The 25,929-nt window shown below is 34.3% G+C and carries 25 protein-coding genes, 1 tRNA gene and 1 other RNA gene; all 27 read left to right on the forward strand.

Features of this window, described 5'->3' with window-relative positions; genetic code table 11:
• The 27 genes from C7958_RS05455 (at position 1) to hisS (ending at position 25,928) form a co-directional block, all read left to right on the forward strand.
• Positions 1-1,011 carry a deoxyguanosinetriphosphate triphosphohydrolase gene (locus C7958_RS05455; RefSeq protein ID WP_111571649.1) on the forward strand — a complete coding sequence of 337 codons (1,011 nt, stop codon included), beginning with the start codon at positions 1-3 and terminating at the stop codon, positions 1,009-1,011.
• Positions 1,012-1,117: 106 nt separating this feature from the next.
• Positions 1,118-2,926, forward strand: a complete 1,809-nt coding sequence (gene dnaG, locus C7958_RS05460; RefSeq protein ID WP_243834297.1) for a DNA primase — start codon at positions 1,118-1,120, stop codon at positions 2,924-2,926.
• A gap of 1 nt (position 2,927) precedes the next feature.
• Positions 2,928-4,016 carry an RNA polymerase sigma factor RpoD gene (rpoD, locus tag C7958_RS05465; RefSeq protein ID WP_111571651.1) on the forward strand — a complete coding sequence of 363 codons (1,089 nt, stop codon included), beginning with the start codon at positions 2,928-2,930 and terminating at the stop codon, positions 4,014-4,016.
• Between the two features lie 153 nt (positions 4,017-4,169).
• Positions 4,170-4,246, forward strand: a tRNA-Ile gene (locus tag C7958_RS05470).
• 145 nt (positions 4,247-4,391) lie between these two features.
• The gene (locus C7958_RS05475) at positions 4,392-5,507 is read left to right on the forward strand and encodes a Nif3-like dinuclear metal center hexameric protein (RefSeq protein ID WP_111571652.1); all 1,116 of its coding nucleotides are present in this window, start codon (positions 4,392-4,394) and stop codon (positions 5,505-5,507) included.
• Positions 5,508-5,590: 83 nt separating this feature from the next.
• An RNA gene (rnpB, locus tag C7958_RS05480) (RNase P RNA component class A) lies at positions 5,591-5,951 on the forward strand.
• Between the two features lie 55 nt (positions 5,952-6,006).
• Entirely contained in the window at positions 6,007-6,216 is a 210-nt protein-coding gene (locus tag C7958_RS05485) for a hypothetical protein (RefSeq protein ID WP_111571653.1), read from the forward strand.
• Positions 6,209-6,418: a hypothetical protein gene (locus tag C7958_RS05490; RefSeq protein ID WP_111571654.1), complete on the forward strand. Its 210-nt coding sequence runs from the start codon at positions 6,209-6,211 to the stop codon at positions 6,416-6,418. The genes C7958_RS05485 and C7958_RS05490 overlap by 8 nt, the downstream gene beginning before the upstream one ends.
• 188 nt (positions 6,419-6,606) lie before the next feature.
• The gene (locus C7958_RS05495; RefSeq protein WP_111571655.1) at positions 6,607-6,951 is read left to right on the forward strand and encodes a helix-turn-helix domain-containing protein; all 345 of its coding nucleotides are present in this window, start codon (positions 6,607-6,609) and stop codon (positions 6,949-6,951) included.
• A 69-nt stretch (positions 6,952-7,020) separates the two neighbouring features.
• The gene (locus tag C7958_RS05500; RefSeq protein WP_111571656.1) at positions 7,021-7,785 is read left to right on the forward strand and encodes a YebC/PmpR family DNA-binding transcriptional regulator; all 765 of its coding nucleotides are present in this window, start codon (positions 7,021-7,023) and stop codon (positions 7,783-7,785) included.
• Between the two features lie 152 nt (positions 7,786-7,937).
• Complete coding sequence (gene ruvC / locus C7958_RS05505) at positions 7,938-8,435, forward strand: crossover junction endodeoxyribonuclease RuvC (RefSeq protein WP_111571657.1); 498 nt, start codon at positions 7,938-7,940, stop codon at positions 8,433-8,435.
• Complete coding sequence (ruvA, locus tag C7958_RS05510) at positions 8,432-9,037, forward strand: Holliday junction branch migration protein RuvA (RefSeq protein ID WP_111571658.1); 606 nt, start codon at positions 8,432-8,434, stop codon at positions 9,035-9,037. The genes ruvC and ruvA overlap by 4 nt, the downstream gene beginning before the upstream one ends.
• Before the next feature lie 2 nt (positions 9,038-9,039).
• Positions 9,040-10,047, forward strand: a complete 1,008-nt coding sequence (gene ruvB, locus C7958_RS05515) for a Holliday junction branch migration DNA helicase RuvB (protein WP_111571659.1) — start codon at positions 9,040-9,042, stop codon at positions 10,045-10,047.
• A 44-nt stretch (positions 10,048-10,091) separates the two neighbouring features.
• The gene (gene queA / locus C7958_RS05520) at positions 10,092-11,135 is read left to right on the forward strand and encodes a tRNA preQ1(34) S-adenosylmethionine ribosyltransferase-isomerase QueA (RefSeq protein ID WP_111571660.1); all 1,044 of its coding nucleotides are present in this window, start codon (positions 10,092-10,094) and stop codon (positions 11,133-11,135) included.
• 1 nt (position 11,136) lies between these two features.
• Positions 11,137-12,249 carry a tRNA guanosine(34) transglycosylase Tgt gene (tgt, locus tag C7958_RS05525; protein WP_111571661.1) on the forward strand — a complete coding sequence of 371 codons (1,113 nt, stop codon included), beginning with the start codon at positions 11,137-11,139 and terminating at the stop codon, positions 12,247-12,249.
• A 103-nt stretch (positions 12,250-12,352) separates the two neighbouring features.
• Complete coding sequence (gene yajC, locus C7958_RS05530) at positions 12,353-12,670, forward strand: preprotein translocase subunit YajC (protein ID WP_111571662.1); 318 nt, start codon at positions 12,353-12,355, stop codon at positions 12,668-12,670.
• Between the two features lie 30 nt (positions 12,671-12,700).
• On the forward strand, positions 12,701-13,246 hold the full coding sequence (gene lepB, locus C7958_RS05535; RefSeq protein ID WP_111571663.1) for a signal peptidase I: 546 nt from the start codon (positions 12,701-12,703) through the stop codon (positions 13,244-13,246).
• A gap of 29 nt (positions 13,247-13,275) precedes the next feature.
• On the forward strand, positions 13,276-14,484 hold the full coding sequence (gene secD, locus C7958_RS05540; protein WP_111571664.1) for a protein translocase subunit SecD: 1,209 nt from the start codon (positions 13,276-13,278) through the stop codon (positions 14,482-14,484).
• Between the two features lie 4 nt (positions 14,485-14,488).
• Positions 14,489-15,349, forward strand: coding sequence for a protein translocase subunit SecF (secF, locus tag C7958_RS05545; protein ID WP_111571665.1), 861 nt, complete (start codon positions 14,489-14,491; stop codon positions 15,347-15,349).
• Positions 15,350-15,426: 77 nt separating this feature from the next.
• The gene (locus C7958_RS05550; RefSeq protein WP_111571666.1) at positions 15,427-17,091 is read left to right on the forward strand and encodes an ABC1 kinase family protein; all 1,665 of its coding nucleotides are present in this window, start codon (positions 15,427-15,429) and stop codon (positions 17,089-17,091) included.
• A gap of 32 nt (positions 17,092-17,123) precedes the next feature.
• Positions 17,124-19,346 carry a single-stranded-DNA-specific exonuclease RecJ gene (gene recJ / locus C7958_RS05555; protein ID WP_111571667.1) on the forward strand — a complete coding sequence of 741 codons (2,223 nt, stop codon included), beginning with the start codon at positions 17,124-17,126 and terminating at the stop codon, positions 19,344-19,346.
• Complete coding sequence (locus C7958_RS05560; protein ID WP_111571668.1) at positions 19,336-19,848, forward strand: adenine phosphoribosyltransferase; 513 nt, start codon at positions 19,336-19,338, stop codon at positions 19,846-19,848. The genes recJ and C7958_RS05560 overlap by 11 nt, the downstream gene beginning before the upstream one ends.
• Before the next feature lie 44 nt (positions 19,849-19,892).
• The gene (locus C7958_RS05565) at positions 19,893-22,040 is read left to right on the forward strand and encodes a RelA/SpoT family protein (protein ID WP_111571669.1); all 2,148 of its coding nucleotides are present in this window, start codon (positions 19,893-19,895) and stop codon (positions 22,038-22,040) included.
• 16 nt (positions 22,041-22,056) lie between these two features.
• A complete protein-coding gene (gene dtd / locus C7958_RS05570) occupies positions 22,057-22,506 on the forward strand; it encodes a D-aminoacyl-tRNA deacylase (RefSeq protein ID WP_111571670.1) in 450 nt (149 codons plus the stop codon).
• Positions 22,507-22,526: 20 nt separating this feature from the next.
• Complete coding sequence (locus C7958_RS05575) at positions 22,527-23,153, forward strand: MBL fold metallo-hydrolase (protein WP_111571671.1); 627 nt, start codon at positions 22,527-22,529, stop codon at positions 23,151-23,153.
• A 106-nt stretch (positions 23,154-23,259) separates the two neighbouring features.
• The gene (locus C7958_RS05580) at positions 23,260-24,540 is read left to right on the forward strand and encodes a SurA N-terminal domain-containing protein (protein WP_111571672.1); all 1,281 of its coding nucleotides are present in this window, start codon (positions 23,260-23,262) and stop codon (positions 24,538-24,540) included.
• 113 nt (positions 24,541-24,653) lie between these two features.
• Complete coding sequence (gene hisS / locus C7958_RS05585) at positions 24,654-25,928, forward strand: histidine--tRNA ligase (protein ID WP_111571673.1); 1,275 nt, start codon at positions 24,654-24,656, stop codon at positions 25,926-25,928.
• The last annotated feature ends 1 nt before the right edge of the window (position 25,929 follow it).

Genomic DNA, 25,929 nt, shown 5'->3' on the forward strand with positions numbered 1-25,929 from the left:
ATGTTTTCCAGAGTTGAACAACTAGAATGGGAAAAAGAAAAGCTGTCAGACTTTGCCTGCCTGAGTTCAGCCAGCAGAGGCCGGTTAAAAGAAGAAACTGGCTCTGAAATACGTACAATTTTTCAGAGAGATCGGGATCGAATTATTCATTCAAAAGCTTTTAGACGGCTTAAGCATAAAACTCAGGTATTTATTGCACCTGAGGGTGATCACTACCGTACCCGTCTGACTCATACTCTGGAGGTCTCTCAGATTGCTCGTACAATCGCCAGAGCTCTTAAATTAAATGAAGATTTAGTAGAAGCTATTGCCCTGGGACATGACCTGGGGCATACTCCTTTTGGTCATGCTGGAGAAGCTGCACTAACAGAAATTACTGGATCAGAGTTTAATCATAATCTGCAGAGCCTGAGAGTGGTTGATCTTATAGAAAAGCGAAGCAGCGGCAGCAGAGGGCTTAATTTGAGTATTGAGGTTAGAGATGGGATCTTAAACCATACCGGCAGCAATAAGCCCTTTACCCTGGAAGGCCAGATAGTTAGAATTGCAGATCGGGTTGCATATATTAATCATGATATTGATGATGCTCTGAGAGCCGGAATTATCAACCAGAATGATTTACCCCCAGCTGCAGTTTCTGTTTTGGGTGATAGTCACTCTCAGAGAATAGATATAATGGTCAGAGATTTGATTAACTCCAGCTGGCAGCAGAATGAGATAAAACGTTCAGCTGAGGTAAAAGCTGCAACTGAGAAGTTAAGGAACTTTCTTTTTGAAAATGTTTATATTGGTTCTGAAGGTAAAAGTGAAGAGGGTAAGGCAAAAAGATTATTAAAACTGCTCTATGAATTTTTTATGGATAATATTAATTATATACCGGACGAATATTTAGAATTTGAAAAAAATCATAAACAGGCAGTAGTTGATTATATAGCTGGAATGACAGACCGTTATGCTATTAATCTCGGCAGGAAATTTTTTATTCCTACACCGTGGTTCGACAAAAATTGATAAATTTCAATTTGCTTTTACAAATAAATGAAGGATAAATTATTTTTTTAGAGAAATATAATTACAACAGTAAATTATTTTTTAGAGTAAATAAATTAAGGTCAGGGTGGATAAATTGGCCAGATATTCAGATGATTTTATAAATGAGGTAAAAGAAAATGTTGATATTGTTGACTTAGTTTCTGATTATCTTGAATTGGAAAAAACAGGTAATAGATATAAGGGTTTATGCCCTTTTCACAGTGAAAAAACACCATCATTTTTTGTCAATCCTGATAATAATTTTTATCACTGTTTTGGTTGTGGTGCTGGTGGTGATACAATAAATTTTGTGATGGAAATTGAAAATTTAACCTTCGTTGAGTCATTGAAAATGCTGGCTGAAAGAACAGGTATGGAATTACCTGACATGAGTAATCAGCAGCGGCAGCAGTATAAAGTAAGAGAACAGCTTTTTTCTTTAAATAATTTAGCTGCTCGCTTTTATAATTATCTTTTAACTGAAACGGAGATGGGAAAAGCAGCATATAATTATTTAGAAGAACGGGGATTTAACGAAGCTGATATAGAAGAGTTTAATCTCGGTTTTGCAGCTGATGAATGGCAGCTTTTATTAAATTTTTTGCAGAAAAAAGGTTTTAGTATTGATTTAATAAAAAAAGCAGGTTTAATCAGTGAAGGAAAAAACAATTCGCATTATGATAAATTTAGAAATAGAGTTATTTTCCCAATATTTAATAATAGAGGGGAAGTAATAGCTTTTGGAGGTAGAATTTTAGAAAGTGAAGATAAATATGGACCCAAATACTTAAATTCTCCTGAAACACCTATCTTTAGTAAAAAGAAGAATTTATATGGTCTACATCTCGCTAAAGATTCAATTAGGGAGCAGAATAGCTGTATTATTATGGAAGGTTATACAGATGTTATTCAGGCTCATAAAAATGGATTTAAAAATTCTATTGCCTCTTTAGGTACTGCTTTTACTGAAGAACAGGCAAAGTTAATTAAAAGATATGCCGAAAATGCCTATATTGCTTATGATGCTGATACAGCGGGTAATAAGGCAACCTTAAGAGGTCTTGATATATTAAGTAGAACTGGAATTAATGTTAAGGTTATTCAACTTCAGGAAGGCAGTGATCCAGATCAATTATTAAAAGATGAAGGAGAGGAAGCTTTTAATAACTTGATTGAGGATGCAGTAAACTTAATAGATTTTAAAATAAATATGATAATAAAAAATAAAAATCTTTCGGAACCTGGAGTCAGAAAAAAAGTTTTAAGATCGATTGTTGAACTTCTGAGTGAAGTAGAGGATAATTTAGAAAGAGAAATTTATATTGAGAGAGCAGCAGCTAAAACTAAGTTTAAAGCTGATGTACTGGCAGAAGAAGTGGAAAAAGAATTTAGGCAAATTAAAAGCAGGAATTATCAAAGAAATAGAGAAAAACAAAATAAGCAATCAGAAAAAGAATTTGACTTATACTCGCAATTATCATATTATCAAAAAGTTGAAGAAGAAATTCTGGCTCATTATATCAGTAATCCTGCTTTGAGAGAGGAGCTGGCTGCCAGACTTTCTAAAAATGATTTTAATGGTAGAACTGCTCAGCTGGCAGGACATCTTTTTAAAGGAAGTGTGATTAGTAATTCTGTTCAATTAGATAAAGTTAAGGATAACTTAGGTGATGAATTATTATCTTACTGGTCCGAAATTCTTGTTAAACAGGATAATTTCTTAAGCAGGGATCATATTTTGGAACTGGCAGATTATTTAAGTTCTAAACGGATTTCCAGAAATAAAAAGAAATTATGCAGTCTGCTCAGCAGAAAAGAATTAAGTCTGGATAAATTAAATCGTATTTTATTAACTTTTTACAGTTTAAATTACAATATTGAAAGGAGGGACTAAAGTGGCTGAAAAAAATATAAGTCCTGCTAAAATAGATGAAGTTAAGGATCTTGTCAATCGTGGTAAAAAAGAAGGGGAATTGACATATGAAGAAATTATGGATGCCCTGGAAGACATTGATTTAGATTCCGAAGATATAGAGAAAATATATGATATTTTTAGTGACATGAATATTGAGATTGTTAATTCGAAATTAGAAGAAGATGAGGAAGATGAAGATGATGAGAATAGTGGTCTTGATTTGAGTATCCCTAAAGGTGTCGGTATAGAGGATCCTGTTAGAATGTATTTAAAGGAAATTGGTAAAGTTGATCTATTAACTGCTGATGAAGAGGTAGAGCTGGCTAAACGAATGGAACAGGGTGATGAATGGGCCAAACAGCAGCTGGTTGAAGCCAACTTAAGGCTTGTAGTTAGTATTGCTAAAAAATATGTTGGTCGCGGAATGCTTTTTCTTGATTTAATTCAAGAAGGTAATATGGGACTAATGAAGGCCGTGGAAAAATTTGATTACACTAAGGGCTATAAGTTTAGTACTTATGCTACCTGGTGGATTAGACAGGCTATAACACGTTCTATTGCCGATCAGGCAAGAACAATTAGAGTCCCAGTTCATATGGTAGAAACGATTAACAAATTAATCCGAGTTTCCAGACAACTGCTTCAGGAAATGGGAAGAGAACCCAAAGCTGAAGAAATTGGTGAAGAAATGGATATCTCAGCTGATAAGGTAAGAGAGATTATGAAAATTGCTCAGGAACCTGTTTCTCTAGAAACTCCAATTGGAGAGGAAGAAGACAGTCACCTTGGTGATTTTATTGAAGATGTTGATTCTCCTGCCCCTGCTTCTGCAGCATCATATATACTGCTTAAAGAACAGCTGGATGGAGTTTTAGATACTCTTACTGATAGAGAAAAGCGAGTTCTGGAACTTAGATTTGGAATAGAAGATGGTCGTCCCAGAACCTTAGAGGAAGTGGGTAAGGAATTTGGTGTTACCAGAGAAAGAATCAGACAGATTGAGGCTAAGGCACTGCGCAAATTAAGACATCCAAGCCGCAGTAAAAAGCTGAAAGATTATCTGGATTAAAGAGCATAAATGGGTAACTGGAAGTATTTATGAGATATTACAGTATTATCATTAATATTTCTCATAAAAAAATTAAAATAACTCTTGACCTGTGCTGATTTCTATCATATAATTATTCTTGTCGTCACAAATAAACGATTTGTTTTTTGTAGAGGGCCCATAGCTCAGCTGGTCAGAGCAACCGGCTCATAACCGGTTGGTCCCAGGTTCGAATCCTGGTGGGCCCACCAAGGAATATAAACACCCTGTTCTTTAATTAGAGCGGGGTTTTTTTGATTTATATAAAAATAAAAGTTTACAAATATTAAGATTAGTTTTTAAAAGTTATTCTATGTTAATTTGATTTTTATTTGTCAAAATTAAGGAGGTCATTTTATGGCGAAGGTTGCTGAAGTTATACAATTAATGGGAAAACTTGCTCCTGCCAGACTGGCAGAAGATTGGGATAATGTCGGAATGCAGGTTGGTGATGGTACTCAAGAAGTAAAAAATGTATTATTGGCTCTTGACTTTAACCAGAAAGTTTTAACAGAAGCAGTAGAAAAAAACTGCCAGCTGATTATTACTCATCACCCTTTTATATTTAATGGAATTAAAGCAATTGATGCTCAAAACCAGAGTGGTAAATTAATTTTTGAATTAATTAAAAATAATATATCCTTATTTTCTGCACATACAAATTTAGATATTGCAGCAGCAGGTTTAAATGATTATTTGATTAAAAAGTTGGATGTAGAAAATATATCTATTCTAAAAACAACGAACAGTCAAAACTATTATAAACTGGTGACTTTTATTCCAGAAGATAAATTTGAAGAAGTAAGAGATGCCCTTTATGCTCAAGGTGCTGGAAAGTATAAAAACTACAGTCATACTGGCTTTTACCAGCAGGGAAAGGGTAGTTTTAAACCTCTAACTGAGGCTGAACCTTATCTGGGTGATAAAGGGGAAATAAATGAAATTGAAGAATATAGATTTGAAACAATTATAGACCCCGAAAATTTAAATCAGGTTATTAATAAATTATTAAAAGTCCACCCTTATGAGGAACCTGCCTGGGATTTATATAAAATGGAAAACCTAGAAAGCAAAAAGGGAATTGGTAGAATTGCAGATTTAAAATCAGAAATTAAACTGGATGAGCTTTTAAAGAAAATAAAAGAAGTTTATAAGCTGGAGCAAATAAAAGTGGTCAGGGCAAACAAGAAAATTAAAAGGGTTGCCCTCTGCAGCGGTAGTGGAGCAGATTTTATAAAAGATGCTCATTATCAGGGTGCAGATTTATATCTAACCGGGGATGTTAAGTTTCATGAAGCTCAGACAGCAGAAGAACTTGGGCTGTCTCTGGTTGATTTTGGGCACTATGGCAGCGAAAAATTTGTTAAGGAACTATTATCAGATAGATTAAATAAAATAGCATCCTCAAAATTAAAAAAGGAATTAAACTTTATTCAGTCAGTGGTAAATACAGACCCCTGGAACTATCAGTAACCACTATTATTGCGGTCTTTTTAACTTGAGTAAACTGCTTGACATATAATAATTCTGGTGGTATACTTTATATGGTAAAAAAATAAGTTAACCAGATGATCGCATCTTTTAAGATGAGGAAAGTCCGAGCTCCACAGGATAGGATGCCGGGTAATCCCCGGTGGAGGTAACTCCCAGGCTAGTGCCACAGAAATATACCGCTTTTATGAAAGGTTTTCTTTAAAACCTTTTCTTAATAAGTAAGGGTGAAAAGGTAAGGTAAGAGCTTACCGGGTTTCAGGTAACTGGAATGCCAGGTAAACCCCATCTGGAGTAAGTCCAAATAGGGAGAATATAAAAGTGATCCGCTTTTCTCCGGGTAAGGACGCTTGAGGGTACAGGTAACTGTTCCCCTAGATAGATGATCATCTAATACAGAACTCGGCTTATAGGTTAACTTATTTTTTTTGCCTATTATTATTTTTTAAATTTTTATAAAACTCAAAAAAGAGGTGTTGAGATGGAGAAAGAACTAATAGATGCAATAGAATATATTGACACAGCAGTAAATAAAACAGAACAATTTAATGATTATTCTCCTGAAATGAGTAATAAAGTTCTGGATAATAGAATTATAACACTTGAGGGTTACATAAGATACATTGAACGGGAAACAATGCCCAGATTGGAAAGTTTAGTTAAAAAGCTTGAGGAGGTAAATAATGGTTGATCAGATATATTATAAAATTCAGTATCCTCTTAAAAAAGCTATAGATTTAATGAAAGATTTAGATAATCATGATTTAGATTCTCTAGGAAAAAATTTAAATAATTATGACAGAGAAAAAATTATTAATTTTATAGAAGGCTGGAATAATGGGGGCAGAGAAAAATTAATTTCTTTAATCCATGATTTAAAGGCACATCAATAAATCTTTTTAAGACCATAGCTAATTGGCTGTGGTCTTTTGGATATTAGACTATAACTCTTATGAAGCAGGTAAAAAGTATTTAAAAATACCTAAATGCTTTAATAATACCTATTTACTTGATTATAATACCTATATTATCTTCAAATCAACTGCTCTAAACTTTAAGATATATATTAGAGGTGAGCAGAATGAAAAAAGAATATATTGGGAAAAAGATTAAAGAATATCGTAAAATCAAGGACTTAACTCAAGAAAACCTGGGTGAAAAAGCTGGACTTCATTATACATATATTGGTCAGGTGGAAAGAGGAGAAAAAGAGCCATCATTAAAATCTCTGCTAAATATTGCTGACGCGCTTGATATTGGAGTTGATAAATTACTAATTAATTATAATTTGAGTTCTGAGGCCAGTATTCAGATTTCGAATATAACAGATTTGCTTTTAAATAGAGATGAAAAAGAATTAGAGATGATCTATACTCTACTTAAAGATTTAACAAAGATTTTAGAGGCTCATAATATTGAAAATTGATAATATTTATGGTACAATAAACTGCAAACTGATTGAAGAAGTGTAATATGATCTAAGGAGGGTTATTATATGGCCGGACATTCCAAGTGGGCTAATATAAAGCATAAAAAGCAAAAAGAAGATAAGAGAAGAGGTAAATTGTTTTCAAAATTAAGTCGTAAAATAGCTGTGGCTGCCAGAGAAGGTGGCGGAGATCCAGAAATGAATGCCGATCTCAGAATGGCTATTCAAAAAGCTAAAGATAATAATATGCCGAATGATAATATTGAGAGAGCAATTAAACGTGGTACAGGTAATTTAGAAGGAATGACTTACGAGTCCTTTGTTTATGAGGGATATGGACCAGGCGGAGTTGCCTTATATCTTGATATTATGACTGATAACAGAAACAGAACTGCTTCAGAAGTGCGTCACATTCTTGATAAAAATGGTGGTAATCTAGGTTCTAATGGATGTGTTTCCTGGATGTTCCAGCGCAAGGGTGAACTTGTAATTGATCTCAATGAATTTGAGGTTGGAGAAGAAGAACTGTTATTAGAAGCATTAGAAGCTGGAGCAGAAGATTTAGAATATGGGGAAGAAGAAGCTGTTATTTATACTGATCCAGGCAATTATGAATCTGCCAGAGAAGCTCTAGAAGAAGCAGGTTATGAATTTGAATCAGCTGATTTAGCTATGATTCCTGATAATGAGGTTACTTTAGATAAGAGTGATGCCAAAAAGATGCTGAGATTAATGGATCAGTTGGAAGATCATGATGATATTCAGGATTTATATTCTAATTTTAATATTCCAGACGAGATAAGAGCTGAAATTGAAGCTGAAGAAGATTAGTTAAAAGTTAATCTAATTTTAATTTATTTGTTATAAAATAGATTTAGATTTTAATAAGGGCACTGTTCAGCAGTGTCTTTATTTTTTTGTTTTAATAATTAACTATGTGTGATATAATTACTTCAAACATTAGTTTGAATGGGGTGTGGCATTTGCGTATTTTAGGTATTGACCCGGGGCTGGCAACTATTGGTTATGCTCTGGTAGACAAAGAAACAAATCATTTTGACGTTTTAGAATATGGAGTTATTAAGACTTCAGCTGATAAAAGTGATGTAGAAAGACTAGAAATTATTCATAGAAATATTGAAGCTTTAATTAAAGAGTTTAAACCGGAAGAAATGGCAGTAGAAGAATTGTTTTTTAATAAAAATGTTAAAACAGCAATTGTGGTTGGTCAGGCCAGAGGAGTTATTCTGCTGGCAGGTTCTCAGGCTGGAATAAAGGTAGCTGAATATACTCCACTGCAGATTAAACAGGCAGTAGTTGGGTATGGAAGAGCTGATAAAATGCAGGTTCAGCAGATGGTAAAATCACTGCTTAATCTATCTGAAATACCAAGACCTGATGATGCAGCTGATGCCCTTGCTATCTCTATCTGTCACGGTCATGTTTACAGTGCTCATTCTGGATGGGAGGAAAGATTATGATCGGCTATTTAGAGGGAGAGGTAATTGACTCTGAAAGCACAAAAATTATATTAAAAATTAATGGAGTTGGTTATGAATTAGAGCTGGCAGGTTTTAAAAAACAGCCCAGAATTGGGGAAGAAATAGAAGTTTATACATACACCTATGTTAGAGAAGATACATTAAAGTTATTTGCTTTTCCGGAAAAGATGGGCAAAGAGTTATTTGAAATTTTAATAACTGTTAATGGCATCGGTCCCAGTGCAGGTTTAAATATAATTAATACAATGCCTGCTTCCAGATTTATTTCAGCTATCATGCAGAAAAATGAAGTAGTTTTAAAAGAAATATCTGGTATTGGGCCCAAAACTGCTCAAAGGTTAATTCTGGAACTCCAGAGCAAATTAGAAGACTTTGCTTATCTGCAGAGTAAAAATGGCCAGGAGGCAGAGGAAGAATTTACATCTAATGAAGAGCGTCAGGATATAGTGGATGCTCTGACTGCTCTAGGCTATAAGATTTCAGAGATAAATAGTGCTCTTAGAGAAGTAGAATTTAATGAGGAAGCGGATCTTTCTGAGAAAATCAGATTAACTTTAAGTCAGCTTGGTAAGGAGAGATAATAATGGAAAATGAAAGAAGAGTTGTTTCTCCCAAACAAAAAAAAGATGATAATTCTATTGATAAGGGATTAAGACCACTTAACTTAGAGGAATATGTTGGTCAGAGTAAATCAAAAGAAAAATTGAAAATTTTCATCCAGGCTGCTCGTGATCGAAAAGAAGCTCTTGACCATGTAATGCTCTATGGACCACCAGGGCTTGGTAAAACCACCCTGGCCAATATTATAGCAAATGAATTAAATGTAAATATTCATCAGACATCAGGACCGGCGATAGAACGACCTGGAGATCTGGCTTCTATTCTGACAAATTTACAGCCGAGTGATGTTCTATTTATTGATGAAATTCACCGCTTAAATAAGATTGTGGAAGAGGTTTTATATCCTGCAATGGAGGATTACTGCCTGGATATAATTATTGGTAAAGGTCCAAGTGCACGTTCGGTAAGACTTGACCTGGCACCATTTACCCTGGTAGGAGCTACTACCAAAGCTGGCAGACTTAGCTCTCCTTTAAGAGATAGATTTGGTGTGATCAACAGACTGGAGTTTTATGATCAAGATGAGCTGCAGGAAATTGTTATCCGGTCAGCAGATATTTTAAATATAGAAATCGTTGATCATGGTGCTCTGGAGATAGCTCGGCGTTCCCGGGGGACTCCCAGAATAGCTAACCGCCTCTTAAAAAGAGTAAGAGATTTTGCAGAAGTGAAAGCAGATGGTATAATTAACAGGGAAGTTGTGGATGCTGCTTTAAAACTGCTTGAAATCGATGAACTGGGGCTTGATAGAATTGATCATAAGTTACTGAAAACAATAATGCTTAAATTTAGTGGTGGCCCGGTTGGATTAAACACCCTGGCAGCTGCGATTAGTGAAGAAACTGAAACGATTGAAGATGTTTATGAGCCTTATCTTCTGCAGCTTGGATTTTTAGAAAGAACTCCCAGAGGAAGAGTTGCAACAACTAAGGCCTATCAGCATCTAAAGATCAAACAGAATAAGGAATAATTAATTATTTGATTAAGTTAAATGATTTTGGAGGTAATTTTTAAATGAAAGTAGAAGAATTTGATTATAATCTCCCGGAAAGATTAATTGCCCAAAAACCTCTGCCCGAGAGAGATGAGTCGAGATTGATGGTTTTAAATCCGCAGGAAAATACAATTGAAGAAAACATCTTCAATAATTTGAAAGAATATCTGGAACCGGGAGATATGATTATTATGAATAACAGCAGGGTAATACCTGCCAGATTATACGGAGCAAAGGTTCCAACCGGAACAGAAATTGAACTCTTATTGTTAAATGAGCTGTCTGAGGGCCGCTGGGAAGTTTTAGTTCGTCCTGGACGGAGAGCTAAAAAAGGAGTCAAGATTAATTTTGAAGATGTTTTAGAAGCTGAAGTAGTGGAATATACTGATTTTGGCGGTAGAATTGTAGAATTTAGCTGGGACCAGGAAAACTATGATTTTGAAGAAGTATTAAACAAACTGGGAGAAATGCCTTTACCACCATATATTCATGAAAAGCTAGATGATCCAGAACGCTATCAAACAGTATATAGTCAAAAAAGAGGTTCTGCAGCAGCTCCTACTGCTGGTCTGCACTTTACAGATCGTTTATTAGAAGAACTGCAGGAATATGGAATAATTCTGGACTATATTACTCTTCATGTGGGCCTGGGTACCTTTAGACCGGTTAAAAGTGAAGAAATTGAAGACCATGAGATGCATGAAGAATATGCAGAAATTTCTGCTGACACTGCAGAAAAAATCAAAGAGGTTAAAGCAAAAGGGAATAAAGTTGTAGCAGTTGGAACCACTGTTACCAGAACTTTAGAGTCTGCCGCCCAGGATAGTCAACTGAGTGAATATAAAGGCTGGACTGATATTTTTATCTATCCTGGTTATCAATTTAAAGTAATTGATTCCTTAATCACCAACTTTCATCTTCCAAAATCAACTTTATTGATGCTTGTTTCTGCTCTTGCTGGTAAAGAATTTATTTTAAAAGCGTATAAGAGAGCTGTAGAAGAGGAATTCAGATTTTTTAGTCTGGGAGATGCAATGCTGATTTTAAATAGGAAGGAAGATTAGTTTGTTCGATTTTAAATTATTTAAAGAAAACCAGAAATCACAGGCCAGGCTGGGTGAGATAACTACGGACCATGGTAAAATTCAAACACCAATTTTTATGCCTGTAGGAACTCAGGCAACTGTTAAAGCAATGACTTCCAGAGAATTAAAAGAAATTGGATCTCAAATTATTCTGGGAAACACCTATCATCTTTATTTAAGGCCAGGAGATGATCTGATTGCTAGAGCTGGTGGGCTGCATCAGTTTATGAACTGGGATCGACCCATCTTAACTGATAGTGGTGGTTATCAGTTTTTTTCTCTGGCTGATCTAAGAGAGATTGAAGAAGAGGGGGTCTATTTCCAGTCTCATCTGGATGGCTCTAAACACTTTATTTCTCCCGAAAAATCAATGCAAATTCAGCAGAATTTAGGTTCTGATATAGTTATGGCTTTTGACGAGTGTCCTCCATATCCAGCTGAGCAGGAGTATGTTGAAAATTCGTTAAATAGAACTCTGCGCTGGGCGGAAAGATGTAAAAAAGAAATGGAAGGAGCAGAAGGCCAGGCCTTATTTGGAATTATTCAGGGAGGAGTCTATCCAGAACTAAGAAAACAAAGTGTAGAGCAAACAGTAAAGTTGGATTTCCCGGGTTATTCTATTGGAGGTTTAAGTGTTGGTGAGCCTAAGGAAGAAATGTATAAAATGCTTGATTATACAACTCCTCTAATGCCCAGAGATAAACCCAGGTATTTAATGGGGGTTGGTACTCCAGAAGATTTGATCGAAGGAATTTACCATGGTATAGATATGTTTGACTGTGTAATGCCAACCAGGATCGCCCGTCACGGTCAGGTTTTTACTCATCAGGGACGTAAAACGATTAGAAATGCAACTTACAAAGAAGATTTTTCTGCTCTTGATTCTGAGTGTGACTGTCATGTCTGTCAGAATTATAGTCGTGGTTATATTAGGCATTTACTAAAAAGAAATGAAATTCTTGGAGTTAGATTAACAACTTATCATAATTTATATTTTATGCTCAAACTTGCCGAAGAAATAAGAGAAGCAATTGAAGCCGATACTTTTATGAACTTCAGAGAAGAATTTCATAAGAAATATAAATTAAAATAAGATATTAATATTATTTTTAAAATAATATTTCTCATTTAGCAGGAATATTATAATTATTGTTGAATTAGTTATGAGAGAAAAAAATTAATTAGGAGGATATTTAATGGAATATTTATATGCAATTTTACCATGGGTCTTAATTTTCGGTATTTTTTGGTTCTTTTTAATCAGACCTCAACAAAAACAGAAAAAAGAACATCAGAATATGCTGGATAACCTTAGTGTCGGTGATAAGATCGTTACTATAGGTGGAATTAAAGGAAAAATAATCAAGCTTAAGGATAACAATATTAGAATTAGAGTTTCTTCCAATGTTGATATTGATTTTGTTAAAAGCGCTATTTCAAGAGTAGAAGAAAAAAGCGACAGCAGTAATAAAAAGCTGGAAAATAATGAGGAAACAGAAACAGAAAAGAAATAATTTATTCAGTTGAGAACTGGGGGAAATAATGTGAAAAATGCAATTAAAGAGTTTTTGCAATCTTTAGTAATAGCAGGAATACTGGCCTTCTTTATTATTACATTTGTTGCCCAGTCATTTGTAGTAGATGGAAGGTCAATGGCTAATACTCTTCAGGATGGTGAGAGGTTATTTGTTAATAAATTCATTTACAGATTTCAGCCACCAGAAAGAGGAGATATAATAGTGTTTTCTCCTAAAGGAGCGCCAGGCCAAAAATATATAAAAAGGGTGATAGGAACTCCTGGTGATACTGTTTATATTGATGAGGGAGTTACCTATGTTAATGGCGAAGCTTTAGAGGAAAATTATTTACCAGAAAAAATGATAGGGGATTTTGGCCCCTATGAAGTCCCGGAAGCAAGTGTTTTTGTTTTAGGGGATAACAGAAACCATAGTGCTGATAGTCGTTTTTCCAGTATTGTGGGTTTTGTAGAATATGATGATATTTCAGGCCAAGCTTTCTGGGTTTACTGGCCTCTGACTGAAATGAGGGTTATTGATCATCAAAATTACAATTTATCATTCGAAAATTAATTGTTTATTGTTAGGAGGACATTTATTTAATGAGGTATAAACAAAAAAGACGAATTAAACTTATTGTTATTTTAGCTATTATTGCCTTTGCTGCCTTTTTATATATGCAGCACGGTATAAATTTAGGTCTTGATCTACAGGGTGGAGCCCATATAGTTTTACAGGCTCAACCTACAGCAGAAAGAGAAATAAATGATACTGTGATGACTGGGATTCAGAGTGTAATTGAGCGTCGTGTAAATCAGCTGGGTTTAAGTGAACCTTTAATTCAGCGGCAGGGTAGTGACCGAATAATTGTCGAGCTGCCGGCGGTAGATAGCCCAAATGAAGCGATTAATACAATCGGTAGAACTGCAATGTTAACTTTTAAGAATTCTGCCGGGGAAGTATTGATGACTGGCGAAGCGGTTCATGATGCACGGGCTGATCATGATCAGTATGGTAGACCAGTAATTGCCTTTACTTTAACTGATGAGGGTTCTGATCAATTCGCGGACATAACGAGACAGTATATTGGAGAAAAAATAGGTATTTATCTTGATGATGAACAGCTGACTAATCCTACAGTTCAGGCTGTAATTGAGGAACGAGGTCAAATTACAGGTTATGAAACAATTCAGGAAGCTGAAGAAGATGCAATACTAATCAGAGAAGGTGCCTTACCGGTCCCGGTTGAGGTTATAGAAACCAGGACAGTTGGACCTACTCTTGGAGAAATTTCAATCCAAAAGAGTATTAGAGCTGGGCTTCTTGGTCTCTTATTAGTAGCTATTTATATGGTATTTTATTATAGGTTCCCTGGAGTCTTGGCTGCTGTTATTCTGGCAATTTATGGTCTGATTCTAATGGGAACAATGGCAGGCCTACAGGCAACACTAACTTTACCTGGTATTGCAGGACTAATTCTTTCTATTGGTATGGCGGTTGATGCTAATATTATTATTTTCGAGCGCATAAAAGACGAATTGAAATCAGGTAAGACACTTCGCGCAGCTATTGATGCTGGTTTTAAAAGAGCTTATACGACCATTATTGATGCTAATGTTACTACAATTATGACTGCTCTTATTCTGGCCTATTTTACTAGTGGTACAGTTAGAGGATTTGCTGTTACACTGGGCATAGGTATTATTGTCAGTATGTTTACTGCTTTTTTTGTTACCAGAAATGTAATTGATATTTTTGCTGGCAGTAAATTATTACGTGAAAATAAATCTTTCGGGGTCAGAAAGGGGTAATAAAGTGGATATTTTAGGAAAAAGAAAAATTTGGTATACGATTTCGCTTACAGTAATTGTTATTGGATTATTGTTTTTATTAATAAATGGTTTGAATTTAGGTATTGATTTTAATGGTGGAACGTTAATGGAGTTTAGTTTTGAAGAAAATGTTTCGACAGAAGAAGTTAGAGGAGTTTTAGAAAAAATTGAGATTGCTGCCGACAGTAAAATCCAGCAGGCTGAAACTGCCGGTGAACATGGTGTGATTATCAGAGCTAAAACCTTAGAGTCAGAAGAAATTGTTGCTGTTGATAATGCAATTAGAGACGAATTTGAATCTGCAGAGATGCTGAGGACAGAGATGGTAGGTCCAACTATTGGTAGAGAATTGAGGGTCAATGCTTTACTGGCAATGCTTGCAGCCTCGATTGCTATAGTTGCTTATATTTCTTTCCGCTTTGAATTTAGATTTGCTGCGGTTTCTATCATAACTCTGATGCATGATGTTTTAATTACAGTTGGGATCTTCGCTATTTTAGGGAGAGAAATAAACACTCCATTTGTAGCTGCAATATTAACAATTATAGGTTATTCTATTAATGATACAATTGTTATTTTTGATAGAATCAGGGAAAATATGAAGATGATGCATAAAGTGCCCTTTATAAAACAGGCTAACACTGCAGTTGTTGATACTTTACCAAGATCAATTAATACTTCAATAACTACTTTGATTACGATTTTAGCTATTTATTTCTTTGGAGGAGCTTCAATTCAGACCTTTATGTTAGCTCTCTTTATTGGAATGTTTGCTGGTACTTATTCTTCAATCTTTGTGGCCAGTCCTTTATTGGTAACCTGGCAGGAAAAAATCAGCAAATAATAATTAGAAAATACTTAAGACTATAACCCCTCCTGAATAATGGAGGGGTTTCTAACTTTAAAAAAGGCTGTGATAATATGGATATGAACTTACCCAAACACTACCGGCATTTTCAACGATATAGTGAAATCGCACAGATTCTTGTTAAAAATGGGCTTGGTTTTATAATTTCTCAGCTAGATTTAAATAAATATTTACCTTTTAGAAAAAGAATAAATACTGCAGAAAGACCAACCGGTAAAATGCTTGCTGTTAAAATTAGAGAAGTTTTACAGGAATTAGGTCCGGCATATATAAAATTAGGTCAGCTTTTAAGTACCAGAGCTGATGTTTTTCCTCCAGTATTTATAGCAGAAATGAGAAAGCTTCAGGATAAGGTGCCTCCAGAAGATTTTGAAGAAATAGAAGAATTTTTAAAAATTGAGCTGGGGGATAAATTTGAAAATGAAATAATTAAAATTGAAAAAGAAGCAACAGCAGCTGCTTCAATTGCTCAAACACATAAGGTTGTTTTAAAAAACAACAAAAATGCTATTATGAAGGTTAAAAGACCTGGAATTGATAAAAAAATTAGTGTTGATGTAGAGATAATGGAAAATCTTGCTAAACAGGCTGAAGAAAGAGATTTATTTAATTCAGTAATCAGACCATTAGAGATTATACAGGAATTTAAGAGGACAATTAAAGATGAGTTAAACTTTAAAGGAGAAATGGCAAATATTATTCGTTTCCGCAGTGATTTTGCTGATAATCCCTATATAACCGCTCCAGAAGTATATTCGGAAATTTCGACTGTTAATGTTTTAATTATGGAAGAAATCAAAGGAATGAAACTTAGAGAGGTAGATCAGAGTCATCCTCACAATAAATTTATTGCTGAACTTGGAGCTAAAGCATTAATGAGGCAGGTATTAATTAATGGTTTTTTCCATGCTGATCCACATCCGGGGAATATTTTTATAACCGGTGAAAAGACTATTGCCTATGTTGATTTTGGAATGGTAGGTCGGATCACAGAAGAGGATAGAGATCTAATGGCACTGCTTTTTTATGCCCTGATTAATAAAAAAATAAATGTTTTAATGGATGTAATCTTGATCCTTGGCAGTAAGCCAGACAATTTTAACCGCAGAAGATTTCAGCTGGATATGGAGAAAATTCTGGATCGTTATTATGGCAGTGATCTAGCTAATATTGAAATTAAAGCAGTTTTTGAAGATCTGCAGTATTTTATTTATGAACATCAGATTAGAATGCCGCAAGATTTCTTTTTATTATTTAGAGCCATTGCAGTTAGTGAGGGTGTCGGTCAGGATCTTGATCCAGATTTTAATGTAGTTGAAGTTGGAAAAAGTTTCATTTCTGATATTTTAGATGATCGGATGCAGGTGGATAAAATCATCTCCAGAGTGGGATCTGAAATCTGGAAGTTCGGACGCAAAAAACATGAGCTAAATAATCAGTTAAAAACTGTTTTAAGCAAACTTGTGGAGGATGATTTTACTATTAATTTTAGACACACTAATCTGGAGAATCTTATTTCCAGAATTGATATAATCTCAAATCGGCTGTCTATGAGTTTAATCATTGCTTCTTTAATAATTGGTTCAACTTTACTAATTCAGACAAATATGGAACCAACTATTTTTAATATTCCTCTTTTAGGTTTTATTGGTTATTCTTTTGCAGGAATTTTGGGGCTGCTGCTTGTAATTTCTATTTTTCGATCCGGTAAATATTAAAAATAACTAATAATAGATTTTGGTGATAATTAATGAATAAAATTTGGAAAATGCTTTCTTATCAAGAAAACGAAAGTATAGGTTTTTTAGAAAAGTTAATGGCTGAGCGCGGTATTAAGTCTCAGGAGGAAAAAGAAATATATTTAAATTCAGATTTAGAGTATTTAAGTGATCCTTTTTTACTGCCTGGTATGGATAAGGCGGTTAAGAGAATAGAAAAGGCTGTTGCAAACAGGGAAAAAATTCTAATCTATGGAGACTATGATGTTGATGGTATTACCTCAACTTCGCTTTTATATAGATTTTTTGACAGCGCCTATAATATTAAAATTGATTATTTTCTTCCTGATAGAATAAAAGATGGTTATGGTTTAAATATTAATTCTTTAAAAGAAATTTCAGCAAAAGAAATTGATTTAATTATTACAGTTGACTGTGGGATAACAGCTTTTGAAGAGGCCAATTATTTAAAAGAAATTGGGATTGATCTGATTATTACTGATCACCATACACCATCCGAAAAATTACCGACTGCTGCTGCGGTGATTAATCATCATCTGGTGCAGAAAGAAAATTATTTTGCTGAGGAAATTGCAGGAGTAGGGACCGCTTTTAAACTGGCACAGGCTTTAAGTCCTGAATTGGTAAAAAAAATGGGATCAGAGCTTTTGCCGATTGCTGCCTTAGGAACAGTAGCTGACATTGCACCTTTAAAAGATGAGAATAGAATACTGGTTAAAAATGGCTTAAAATTAATTGAGGAAGATAAAGTCAGTGGACTTAAGATATTAATAGAAGAATTAAAACTAGATAAAACTAAAATAAGTGCCGGTCAGATAGGCTATATTATCGCACCTCCGTTAAATGCGGCGGGTAGGATTCATGATGCTGAAGAAGCATTAAAACTATTGATTGGTGAAGATAAAGCAAAACTGAGAGAAATCGCAAAAAAACTGATTGGTATTAATAAACAGCGACAGCAGCAGGAAGAAAGAATTTATCAAGCTGCTGAAAAGAAAATCAAAAATATTGATTTAGAAAATGAAAAGTCTATTATTTTAGCTGATTCAGACTGGCATCCGGGAATTATTGGGATTGTTGCTTCCAGATTGTTGGAAAAATATAATTTACCTGTAATCTTATTTGCTGTAGATCAAGAAAGTAATACTGCTAAAGGTTCTGCTCGCAGTATCTCAGCTCTCAATATTTATCAGGCTTTAAAATACTGTCAGTCTGAACTGCTTAATTTTGGCGGACATAAAGCAGCAGCTGGTTTAAGTATTAAGGTGGATAAGATTAATAAATTTAAAAATGTTTTTAAGGAATATTTACTTAAAAATTTAGAGACTGAAGATTTTTTGAAAAGTAAAAAAGTTGATATTAATCTTGATTTAGCTAGGGTTAACAAAGAATTTATTCAGAATTTAGAAAAGTTTAGGCCTTTTGGTATTGCAAATCCAGCTCCTAAATTTTTATTTCGAAATCTAAAATGTAACAGGTGTTATCAGATGGGAAAAGAAAATAAACATTTGAAAATATATTTAGAAAACGGAATTCAGGCTGTTGCGTTTAATTTAGGAGATCAAATGGAAGAAATTTCTGCTTCTAATGTTGATTTAATAGCACAGCCAGAAATTAACCGCTGGCGGGGTCAGGAAAATATTCAACTGAAAGTAGATGATTATCGATCTCAAAACGATACTTCTACAGCTTTAGTATTTGAAGAGAATAATTACCTTTTTTATGATTGCAGAAATACTGAAGATAAAAGAGGGACTCTAAAGAGTTTACTTAGTAAAAAGTGGCTGGGCAAGGGTGCTGTATATGTTAATCATAAAAAGGAAAACAGATATTTTACTCAGAATTGTCCAGAACATTATTTTTTTGGTAACCAATTTGAACTTCAGGCTGATTTTTCGCATCTGATATTTTATTCACTTCCATTTTCCTGGGAACATTTTTATGAGATCTTGCAGAAATTCAAAAATAATATGGAAGCTGGCTTTGTTAAAATAATACTTGTATTTTCAGAGTCAGATATTAAATATAATACTAAATTAATAGAACATCTAAAGCAGAAGGAAATAGCAGCAAATAATGAAAATGAATTGGACTTTAAAGGCTCAGTACGATATAATAAATTATCCAGGCGAATGGAAAATTTTATGGTATTTAAGGATTTGATCTTTAAAGAAAATCTATTTGACCTGATTGCAAATGTATCTAATTTTAAGGAGGATAAAAATGAATCTTAGTGACAAAATAAGAAACATTCCTGATTTCCCAAAAGAGGGAATTTTATTTAAAGATATAACTCCACTTTTGAGAGATAAGGATGCACTTAAGGAAGCCATAGAAAAAATGGCGGATATGTTTAAAGATTATGAGATTGATTATGTGGTGGGAATTGAAGCCAGAGGTTTTTTAGTGGGAACTCCTTTAGCTATTGAACTTGGTAAGGGTTTTATACCAATCAGAAAACCGGGTAAACTTCCGCATGAGGTACTAAAAAAATCTTATGAATTAGAATATGGGAAAAATGAGATTGAAATACATAAAGATGCAGTTTCAAAGGGAGATAAAATTTTACTGGTAGATGATCTGCTGGCTACTGGTGGAACCACGCTTGCTGCAACTGAAATGATAGAAGAATTAGGTGGAGAAGTTGTTGGATGTGCATTTTTATTAGAATTGGATGCACTTACTGGAAGAGAAGTTTTAAGTAATTATGAAGTCAAATCACTTTTAATCGAGTAATATATTTATTTGATTTCCGGGTAAATAAAGGAGCATAAATATAGATGGAACTAGATACTTTATTAGATAAAATAAAATCATATATGGATGATCCAGATTTAGAGATGGTTAAGAAGGCATATCAGTATGCCGAAAGAGCTCATTCTGAACAATATCGTGTTTCTGGAGAGCCTTTTGTCGAACATCCACTTGGGGTATCTATTATTCTTGCTGATTTAGAGCTTGATATAGTTTCAATTGTGGCATCATTGTTGCATGATGTAGTAGAAGATACAGGTATCAGCAGCGAAGAAATAGAAAAAGAATTTGGTGCTGAAGTAGCTCATATTGTGGATGGGGTCACAAAATTAACAAGGATGCAGTTTAAAACAAAAGAGGATCAACAGGCAGAAAGTCTGCGCAAAATGTTTGTAGCAATGGCTGAAGATATCAGAGTTGTTTTAATTAAACTGGCAGATCGTCTTCATAATATGAGGACTCTAAATTATATGAAAAAAGAAAAACGCAAAGAAAAGTCAAGAGAAACGCTGGAAATATATGCTCCTCTTGCCCACCGTCTAGGAATGTCAAAAATGAAGTGGGAGTTGGAGGATTTATCTTTTAGATATTTAAAACCAGATATGTATTATGAGGTTTCTCATAAAGTACAGGCCAACCGGAAACAGAGAGAAAAAGATATTCAAGAGGCTATAGAAAAGCTGAAATCTACTTTGAAAGAACATGATATAGATGCTGAAATCTATGGTCGTCCCAAACATCTCTACAGTATATACAATAAAATGAAGCGTAAAGAAGTAGAGTTTAATGAAATATATGATTTAACAGCAGTTCGTGTTTTAGTAGAAAATGTAAAGGATTGTTATGAGGTACTGGGTATTATTCATGAGATCTGGAAACCCATGCCGGGAAGATTTAAAGATTATATTGCAATGCCTAAATCTAATATGTATCAGTCACTGCATACAACTGTTATTGCCCCCAATGGAGATCCACTTGAGGTCCAGATCAGAACTTATGAAATGCATAAAACTGCCGAATATGGTATTGCTGCTCACTGGAGGTATAAAGAAGGCAAAGTTGGTGACGATAAGTTTGAAGAAAAATTATCCTGGTTGAGAAGACTTTTAGAGTGGCAGAAAGACTTACAGGAACCACAGGAATTTATGGAAACTTTAAAGATTGATCTTTTTGAAGATGAAGTCTTTGTATTTACCCCTGAAGGTGATGTTGTCTCTCTTCCTAAAGGTGGAACACCCGTTGATTTTGCCTATCATATTCACACTGAGGTCGGTCACCGCTGTGTGGGAGCTAAAGTAAATGGGAAAATAGTTCCCTTAGAATATAAGCTAAAAAACAGTGATATTGTTGAGATTTTAACTTCTAAAAAAAGTAATGGCCCTTCTCGTGATTGGTTAAATTTTGTCAAAACTTCTAAAGCCAGAAGTAAAATCAAGCACTGGTTTAAAAAACAGCGCCGGGATGAGATTATAGAAAAAGGTCATCGGATTTTGGATGAGCACCTTGAAAAGCATAATATTGAGTTAAGTGAAAAAGAAAAAGAAAAAGAATTGAAAGAAATAACTAAAAAATTAGGAAGAAAAGATATTGATGATTTATTAGAAGAACTGGGCTACAGTAATATAAGTCCCAAACAGGTAGTAAGTAAATTTGAAGATTATGAGCCTGAACCAGAGCTTGAGAAAAAACCGGCTCATGGTCAGCAGAAATCATCTTCAGTTGATAAAGGTGTTTCAGTTAAGGGTATGGATGATATGCTTGTTAGAATGGCAAAATGCTGTAATCCAGTCCCCGGTGATGATATAGTTGGTTATATTACCAGAGGTCGAGGAGTTTCTGTTCACAGAGAAGATTGTAAAAACCTACAAAATCTTGCAGAAACTGAACCCGAAAGAATAATTGAGGTCAGCTGGGAACGTGGACGCACAGAATCCTATCAGGTTGATCTCCGAATTGATGCAGTTAATAAGAGTGCTCTGCTTAATGATATTACTCATATAATTAAAGAAGAAAAAATTAATTTATTATCAGTTATGGCCAGAACTAGTGAGCATAACCGGGCAGTTATTAATTTATCTCTGGAATTAAGTTCTACAGAGCATATGTATGACATAATGAAAAAAATTGAATCAATATCGGGAGTACTGAATGTAAGTCGATCTAAGCCTGCTTAATAGAGGAGTGAATCAGATGCGAGCTGTGGTTCAACGTGTTAAAAGTGCTAAAGTTGAAGTTGAAGCTGAGATAACCGGAAAAATTGACTCCGGTTTATTGGTGTTTTTGGGAATTGGTAAAGAAGATAATCAGAAAGACGCAGATTATCTTCTAGAAAAAATCATGAATCTAAGAATTTTTGAGGATGAGGATGAAAAATTAAATCTATCAGCTCTTGATTTAAACAAGGATTTAATGCTGGTCTCTCAATTCACTTTATTTGGAGACTGCAGACAGGGCAGAAGACCCAGTTTTTTTGAGGCTGCTTCTCCGGCTAAAGCAGAAAAAATTTATAATTATTTTGTTGAGTCAGCAAAAGAGTCCGAGCTTAAAATTGAAACTGGTAAGTTTCAGACGATGATGGATGTCAGCTTAGTAAATGATGGTCCGGTTACAATTTTAGTAGATAGTAAAAAGAATTTTTAATTATTGAAATAGGTGAGAATATGGAATTAAAAGAATTTACTGTTGGGAAATTGATGGTTAAAAGCTATCTGGTGTCAGAGAATAATAGTGCGTTTATAATTGATCCAGGAGCAGAGGGTGAAAGACTATATAATTATCTAAAGAATCACAATTTAGAGCTTAAATATATAATTAATACCCACGGTCATTTTGACCATATAGCTGCTAATGATTTCTTAAAGAAAAAAACAGATGCTGATATACTGGCTCATCCTGATGCTGATTTAAAATTTAAAGATCCAAAATTGAATTTATCTCAATTATTTATGAACCAAAAGATTAAATCACCCGCTCTGGATAGAGCCTTGACGGAAAATGAAGAAATTATTTTTGAAAATCTTAAATTAAAGATAATTTATACTCCAGGCCATAGTCAGGATGGAATATCAATTTATCTTCCAGCAAAAAAGATTCTTTTTTCGGGTGATTGTATCTTTGCAAATGGTATTGGCAGAACCGATCTGGAAGATAGTGATTCGGTCCAGCTTAAAAATTCTATTGAAAAGAAATTATTTAAACTTCCAGATGACTGCACATTTTATCCTGGACATGGATCAAAAAGCACTCTAAGTGTTTATAAAAGCAGAGTCTGGCCTGCTATTAGTTGAGGTTTGACATCTAAATTTTTATAGGTTAAAATTATAAAAGGTTAAATTTTGAGTAATAATTTTTATTTTTTAAAATATTATATTTAAGAGAGGGGAGTGTAAGGTTTTGTTTGATACTTTACGCGATAATAGTAGAATTATTGTTTATATAGTTGTAATTGTTTTTGTCATTTCAGGTGGTTTTATGGGGTTTGGTGCTTATTTAAATAATCAGAGTGGGGGCGGACAGGCTCCAAATCAGACTCCAAATGTGATTGCAGAAGTAAATGGTATGGAAATTTCGCAGCAGGAATACTATTCACTTTTACAGCAGCAGGCACCACAATCTAATCTAAGCAGTACTCAAATTATACCGTTTAGATACAATGTTTTAAATGCTTTGATTGAAAGAAAATTGATTCTTGCTCAGGCAGAAGTGCTTGATATTAATGTCGAGGTTTCAGAATCAGAAATAGATGAAAATTATAATAATATTTTAGAACAAAACGAAATGAATGATGAAGAGTTAGCTGAAGCTTTATCAGAACAGGGGTATACAATTGGTGAATTAAGAGAAGATATTAAGTCCAGTTTAGAAAACAGCAAAACAATTTCTCAGACAATTGACCAGGGTATTGGAGAAGTAGAAGTAACTGATCAGGAAGTTCAGGAACTTTATGAGCAGAGATATCCTGAAAATGAAAGTTCTGCTGAAGATTCTGCTGCAGAATCCGAGACAGCTGAAACAGAATACGCAGAAGAGGAAAGACCTGAACTGGCAGAGGTAAGAGATGAATTAGAAACTGAAATTAGAAATCAAAAGCGGAATCAGGCTATTAATGATTGGTTAAACGAACTAAAGAGTACAGCAGAAATTATTATTAATGATCCTGTTTTAAGCGCTTATCATGCCCTGGAAAACGAAAATTATGAGCAGGCTGTAGAGCAATTCTCTAACTTTGTTGAAGAGGAAGAAACAGATCCGATTTTCTACACCTATTTAGCTCGAGCATATAAAGGACAAAATAATATTGAACAGGCAGAAGAAGTTTACGCTAATGCTGTAGAGGCTTTCCCGGAAAACAATGATTTGAGATTTAATTATGCTCAATTTCTTGCTGATCAGGAAAACAATGAAGATGCTATAGCTCAGTTAGATGAGATTTCTGCCGCTGCAGAAGATGATTTTATGACCTATTATCAGCTCTTTATGATGTATAGCCGCCTGGGAGCACAGGAAAAAGCCCAATCAGCTATGGCTGAAGTTCAACGTTTAAGTGAAAATATGCAGTCTCAATCAGCTCCAGAAATAAATGAAGAATCTACTGAAGCAATTCAGGAAGAAGCTGGAGATATGGAAGAAGATATTGAAATTGAAGCCCCATTAGAAACTGAAAATAGTAATTAATCTCTGTTTGAATAACTAAAAATGATTATTAAATCTATCAGTTTTAATCTCATTTGAGTTTAAGCTGATAGATTTTCTCAAACTAAAAGAATAAAATAGTAGGTGAAATAAAAATGAAGTTTAATGCTCCAAGAGGTACTAATGATATACTTCCTCCAGATACTTTGAAGTGGCAGTATATTGAAAAGAAAACACATCAGATATTTTCAAACTATAATTATCAAGAAATAAGAACTCCTATTTTCGAATATACAGGACTTTTTCAGCGAGGTATTGGCGAGGTTACTGATATTGTTGAAAAAGAAATGTACACTTTCGAAGATAAAGGTGGTAGAAGTATTACCTTAAGACCCGAAGGAACAGCTTCGGTAATTAGATCATTTTTAGAAAATAAAATTTATGGTCAGGCTCAACCTACCAAATATTATTATATTGGGCCAATGTTTAGATATGAAAGACCCCAATCAGGCAGGTTTAGACAGTTTCATCAGCTCGGAGTTGAAGCAATAGCTTCTAATGATCCGGCTCTTGATGCAGAGATTATTTCTCTGGGTATGCGTCTGCTGCAGGGATTTGGGCTTGATGATTTAGAGCTTCATTTAAATAGTGTAGGTTGTGCTGATTGCAGACCACCTTATGTTGACAAATTAAAAAATTATCTAAATGAACATCAAGATCAATTATGCGATAACTGTAAAAGTAGAATCGATAGAAATCCACTGCGGGTTTTAGACTGCAAAAATAAAAGCTGTCAGTCTGTAATTAAAGATGCACCTAAAATTACTGACAATCTCTGTGATAGCTGTACTGATCATTTTGATGAAGTACAGGAATATCTTGATATTCTGAATCTTGATTATTTAATTAATCCTCTGCTGGTAAGAGGATTAGATTATTATACAAATACAGCTTTTGAAATTAAGGATAATGCTCTGGGAGCCCAGAATACCGTCTTTGGTGGAGGCCGTTATAATGGTCTGGCTGAAGAAATAGGGAATAGAGACCTGCCGGGTATTGGTTTTGCCCTCGGGATTGAAAGACTGCTTCTTTCTCTGGAAGCAAAAGATATTCAGCTGCCTGTAGAATCCGGTGTTGATCTTTACATAACAGTAATTGGGGATAAAGCCAAAAAGGAATCTTTTAAACTTCTTGATCAGTTAAGAAATCAAGATTTTAGAACTGAAATGGATTATCTTGACCGTGGTGTTGGTTCTCAGATGAAATCAGCTGATCGCATGAATGCAGAATATACTATAATTATTGGAGAAGATGAGCTAAATAACAACTCTGCTACAATCAGAAATATGAAAAGTGGAGATGAAAAAGAAATTCAATTGAGTAATTTATTAGAAGAAATGAAGAAGCTAGTAGATAAGGAGGATATTTAAG

It is taken from the genome of Halanaerobium saccharolyticum, from assembly GCF_003259895.1.
GTDB lineage: Bacteria > Bacillota > Halanaerobiia > Halanaerobiales > Halanaerobiaceae > Halanaerobium > Halanaerobium saccharolyticum_A.